This window comes from Microcoleus sp. MON1_C1 (assembly GCF_036701945.1).
In the GTDB taxonomy this organism is placed as follows: domain Bacteria; phylum Cyanobacteriota; class Cyanobacteriia; order Cyanobacteriales; family Microcoleaceae; genus Microcoleus.
Map to the genome: position 1 here is coordinate 1 of NZ_JAUBRO010000106.1, position 5,712 is coordinate 5,712.

Below are 5,712 nucleotides of genomic sequence, written 5' to 3' on the forward strand. Positions count from 1 at the left end.
AAGTCGATGTTGTTGCCGTTGTCGCCGACTATGGTGTCGGCACCGCGATCGCCGTACAATGTGTCTCCATTGCGATCACCAAAAACGCGATCGTCTTGTTTGCCGGAGAACACTACATCGTTGTCTTTGCCACCGTAAACGATGTCGTTGGCCTTACCTGCTGCGATGAAGTCTTGCTGTTGGTCGGCGTAAACGATATCGCTGCCTGCTTCACCTAACACTGTGTCGTCGTCCTCAAATGAGAGAAACAGTTGGTTAGCTTCGTTCCCTGTTAAGGAATCGTTTCCGAGACTCCCGATGCTGGTGTTTTGGATGTCGATGAGTTGTGCGGCGTTGGAGTCGAAGTTGAGTTTTTGCTCTGGCTGGGGTTGGATAAATGTGATGTTCGGGGGCTCGGGCAAGGGGTCGCAACCGCAACTGGTATCCGGTTCGGGCACTGGGTCGAATATAGGGGTTGGTTCGGGCGCGGGCGTTGGTTCCGGCGCTTGTGTTGGTGTTAGTTCCGGGGCGGGCGCGGGTGTTGGTGTTGGAGTTGCAGTTGGTGTTGGTTCCGCTGCAGTTGGTGTTGGTGTGGGTGTTGGTTCCGGTGCAGTTGGTGTTGGTGGTGTTGGCGCGGGCGCGGGTGTTGGTGTTGGTTCCGGTGCAGTTGGTGTTGGTGTTGGTGCAGGCGCGGGTGTTGGTGTTGGTTCCGGTGCAGTTGGTGTTGGTGTTGGCGCAGGCGCGGGTGTCGGCGTCGGTACAGGTGCGGGTGTTGGTGTTGGCGCGGGCGCGGGTGTTGGTGTTGGTGTGGGCGCGGGAATGGCAGTTAAAGTAGCGCTGGCGGGGCTGGTAGCGCCCTGGTTGTCTGTAGCGCTGTAGGTAAAATTTGCGCTGGTAAAGTTGGCTGTCGATTGGAAAAATAATTGGTTAATGTCAGCAGGTGTCAGAATTTGACCAGCGGTGACAATCGTGCCACCAGTATCGGGATTGCCTAAAAATATCAGCCCTTCACTTGCTGCTGGGACGGTATTGATCGTGAAGGATGCGATCGACCCGTCGGGGTCGGTTCCTCCGAGTCCTGCGATCGCCACAGTGCTACTGGGGGCAATATCAAGAGTCACCGGGGCTGCTTCTGGCGGTAGGTTTGGCAAGGGCGGCAGCGCGGATACAGTAGCGCTGGCGGGGCTGATAGCGCCCTGGTTGTCTGTAGCGCTGTAGGTAAAATTTGCGCTGGTAAAGTTGGCTGTCGATTGGAAAAATAATTGGTTAATGTCAGCAGGTGTCAGAATTTGACCAGCAGTGACAATCGTGCCGCCCGTCTCGGGATTGCCTAAAAATATCAGCCCTTCATTTGCTGGTGGCACGGTGTCGATCGTGAAGGATGCGATCGACCCGTCGGGGTCGGTTCCTCCGAGTCCTGCGATCGCCACAGTGCTGCTGGGGGCGATCTCGACGTTGACGTTATTAGCTATCGGTGGTTGGTTTGGCACCGGCAGCAGCGCCGATACAGTAGCGCTGGCGGGGCTGGTAGCGCCCTGGTTGTCTGTAACGCTGTAGGTGAAATTTGCGCTGGTAAAGTTGGCTGTCGATTGGAAAAATAATTGGTTAATGTCAGCAGGTGTCAGAATTTGACCAGCGGCGACAATCGTGCCACCAGTATCGGGATTGCCTAAAAATATCAGCCCTTCACTTGCTGCTGGGACGGTGTTGATGGTGAAGGATGCGATCGACCCGTCGGGGTCGCTTCCTCCGAGTGCTGCGATCGCCACAGCGCTGCTGGGGGCGATTTCGAGGTTGACGTTGTTAGCTATCGGCGGTTGGTTGGCCGGAGTCGGAGTCGGTGCGGGAGTCGGAGTCGGAGTCGGAGTCGGAGTCGGAGTCGGAGTCGGGGCAGAGGCGATGCGGGTGGTAACAGTTGCGCCGGGCTCGCTGCCGTTATTGTTGGCGGGATTCGGGTCTGGGCTCGTTGAGGTGCTGCTAGCAGTGTTGGCGACGGTGCCGCCGGTGGCGGGAACTGCGAAACTGACGGTTCTGTTGGCGCTGGCTGCGCTGGCTAGGGATGGGATCGCCGTCCAAGTCACAATACCTGTAGTTGCGTTGTAAGTTCCCTCGTCCGAGACGCTGACTCCTGTTAAACCCGGAACAATGCTGTCGGCGATCGCCACATTGGCTGCCGCACTCGGCCCGCTGTTGGTTGCCGTAATTGTGTAGGTGACAGTCGATCCGGCTGCTGCAGTAGTCGGCCCGGTTTTGAGCGTCACTACATCAGCACTATCGGTAATCGTGGTGGTGACCCGCGCTTCGGGGCTGCTGCCGTTGTTGTTTGCAGGATTCGGGTCTGGACTCGTTGAGGTGCTGCTAGCAGTGTTGGCGACGGTGCCGCCGGTGGCGGGAACTGCGAAACTCACGGTTCTGTTGGTGCTGGCTGCGCTGGCTAGGGATGGGATCGGCGTCCAAGTCACAATACCTGTAGTTGCGTTGTAAGTTCCCTCGTCCGAGACGCTGACTCCTGTTAAACCCGGAACAATGCTGTCGGCGATCGCCACATTGGCTGCCGGACTCGGCCCACTGTTGGCTGCCGTAATTGTGTAGGTGACAGTCGAGCCTGCAGGCGCCGTAGCCGGCCCGGTTTTGACCGTCACTACATCGGCACTATCGGTGATCGTGGTGGTGACTCGCGCCCGCGGGCTGCTGCCGTTGTTGTTGTCGGGATTGGGGTCTGGGCTCGTTGAGGTGCTGCTAGCAGTGTTGGCGATGGGGCTGATGGTGGCAGGAACTGCGAAACTGACGGTTCTGTAGGCGCTGGCTGCGCTGGCTAGGGATGGGATCGCCGTCCAAGTCACAATACCTGTAGTTGCGTTGTAAGTTCCGCCCTCCGAGACGCTGACTCCTGTTAAACCCGGAACAATGCTATCGGCGATCGCCACATTGGCTGCCGGACTCGGCCCACTGTTGGTTGCCGTAATTGTGTAGGTGACGGTCGAACCCGCAGCCGCAGTAGCGGGCCCCGTTTTGACCGTCACTACATCGGCAAGATCGTTCGTAATAGTGGTCGTGACTCGCGCCTCCGGGCTGCTGCCGCTGTTGTTACCGGGTACGGGATCGATCGTACTGCTGCTGCTGAATACACTGTTGGTAATAGGGCCAAGTGTAGTTGGGGTGGTAACAGTTACGGTGCGCGTGGTGGTAGCCCCAAAAGGTAAATTCGGAATAGTGGGCCAGGTGACCAGTCTGGTTGTCGGGTTGAAAGTGCCCTCGCCCTCGGTACTAGCAAATACTGCCCCGTCGGGCAATCTATCTTCAATCACCACGTTTTCGGCGTCGTTCGGGCCGTTATTTACTGTCGTAATTGTGTAAGTAATGGGGCTACCCGGTGCCGCTGCGGCCGGGCCTGTTTTCGTTGAGGCAACATCTGCTGTAGTAAGCGGCACGTCTATAGTTTGGATAGACAAAGTGCGAACGTCGTGAATATTTGTTGCGTCACCCGTTGAACCAGCAAAACCAAATTTGAATGTTTCCGGTATTGGCCCGTTTATCTGCTCTAAATTGGCAATGTCGATAATAGTCTCACCCGGATCTGCAAACGAACCATTATTGTTGAGATCGAAGTTAACACTGAGACGGTTTGGCGTTGCAGAATTGGGTGGTTGCAAAATAATTTGAACTCTTCTTCTGGCTGTTTCGCGATTGCTAGTAATGGCGTTGATCGGCCCGTTTGGAGGCAGAGGATTTACGGTATCGGGAATATTATCTATTCCCTGCGGCACAAACGTAGAAGTTAAAAATTTATATTCCGCAACTTCGCTACCTCGAAGCGTTACCGAATCTGCTCTACGAGCCGCCCCAATTCCGCCTACACGCCCTTGAGTTGTACTTGAGAAATTTCCGAATTCATCCAATCCAATTCCTAAATAACCTCCCCGTAAACCCAACTGATTTGTATCTCTATTTTGGGCGTAGCCGAGAGACCCTCCATAGCCTCCAGCTACTGTTGGCGTCACCGTACCGTCAATTAAAAAGAAACTTATGCCATCACCTGTCCGCCCTGCTAAATTCGGACGCGCAGTGCCGTTGTAGGCAAATATATCGAAGACAATGTTAAGACCGCTGTTGACTGGAACCTGACTGTTATAGATAACAAAAGTAGATTGGTCAAAACTTCTTGAAGTTAATCTCAACGCCCCGCTGCCGACCGGGTCTAGGTTCAAACCCGGAAAACTCTCTGTTCCGGTTCCTGCTGTTAAAGCCGGAGCGTCAGACGAGCCAGTAACCCCAGAGATCCAAGGCCCGATTAGACGTGCGTCTTGAAAACTTTCGTCCACTAAACTAATGAGGACAGCGCTGTAAGTTTCCTGGGTTTTTGTTTCAAAGGCTATTGCGGTTTTTACTCGTCCTGCTGTAACATTTAATTGCCAGTTTCCTCCTAATTTGGCACTGCCAATTAGATTGTTGGAAGCCGCTATATTTGCGCCTGTTAATTCTCTCAGCTTCCGCACAAAAGCAACCCCGGATTTTCCAGCCCCAACCTTACACGCTAATATTAAAATATCGGCTTTTTCCGTGAAGGCATTGCGCCACTGTTGCAAATGCCGATCGTACTTTTGCAAGTTTTCATCCTTCAGTATAGTTGACCCCAGTTGCACGGAAGCTTCATTGCCGTGAGCAACTATCTGAAGGCTGGCAATTAAGCTGCGTTTAGCTAGAATCTCGGTAATTTGTTCTACTCCGTCCAGAGTTCGATCGAGGACAATTATCTCTGTCCCAGGTTTGACTCCGCTGGCAAGATACTGATAATTCTCTACCCTCGGGTCGATGCAAACTAAATGTTTTTCATGTTTAGTCTTGGCGCCCCCACTCGCTTTTGTTAAACAGGAAATATATATCGCCCGATCGCTGACTAACGGCGCCCCAATCAAAGAAGCTTTTATGCAGTCGGTGTCGCGGCGATCGCAACTTGATTGGTGAATTGGTGAAGAGTAGTTGCACCCTAAATTTTTCATGAGTTAGATAGCTCCTAGATTTGTTAATTGTCAATCTTCAGTGGTAGATATTATTGTTAATTGCTAATGGGAAATTTTTAATTGCTAATTTCTCGACTTCGCATACTTAACAAGTTCTATTTACTTCGATTTTTTTTTGAGACACATCTTCCCAAAGTAGCAGTTCGCTATATTTACCTGGTAACTCAGGGGTTTTTTAGCCAATTCAGACGTGGCGCTCAATTATTTTACGATAAAAAAAACGACCACGATGTACGAAAATACACCGTGTTATTCAATATTATTTACCTAAAAGCAGTTGACAATCGTTCGTGTCTGTAGTAAAAGTCGCTTAATTTATCAGACTTTTATTAAGACTTAAGTCTTTATCAACAACCAATTTTAGGGCGGTAAATCAGCGGCATCCCAAATAATCTATATTTCACTCAAAAAATGATTATAAATTTTGTACTCATCAACTTTGTTTTTTGGCTTTTATCAAAAAGAAATGACTCACTAAGAATCAATTTCATTGTCGTTAGTAAGTGGAATCACCGAAGAATTAACTTGTTTGATATTTATTATTAAAAAATATTAAACAACTCGGTTTATTTAACAAACCGAGTTGCTAGAATTTTAGGAAAAATGCAGCGGAGTCAATGCGCTTTGGTATTAACGAGAAAGACTCAGAAAATCCACAGCAGTCAAAGAATTATTAGCCCCAAAAACCTGAGCCAAAACCTGACCAGTCTCC

1 protein-coding gene is annotated in these 5,712 nt (G+C 51.3%); it reads right to left on the reverse strand.

The window, feature by feature from the left end:
- A partial coding sequence (locus tag QUA62_RS28725; RefSeq protein WP_333408212.1) for a DUF4347 domain-containing protein occupies nucleotides 1-4,979 on the reverse strand: 4,979 nt, incomplete at its 3' end.
- Nucleotides 4,980-5,712: the final 733 nt, after the last annotated feature.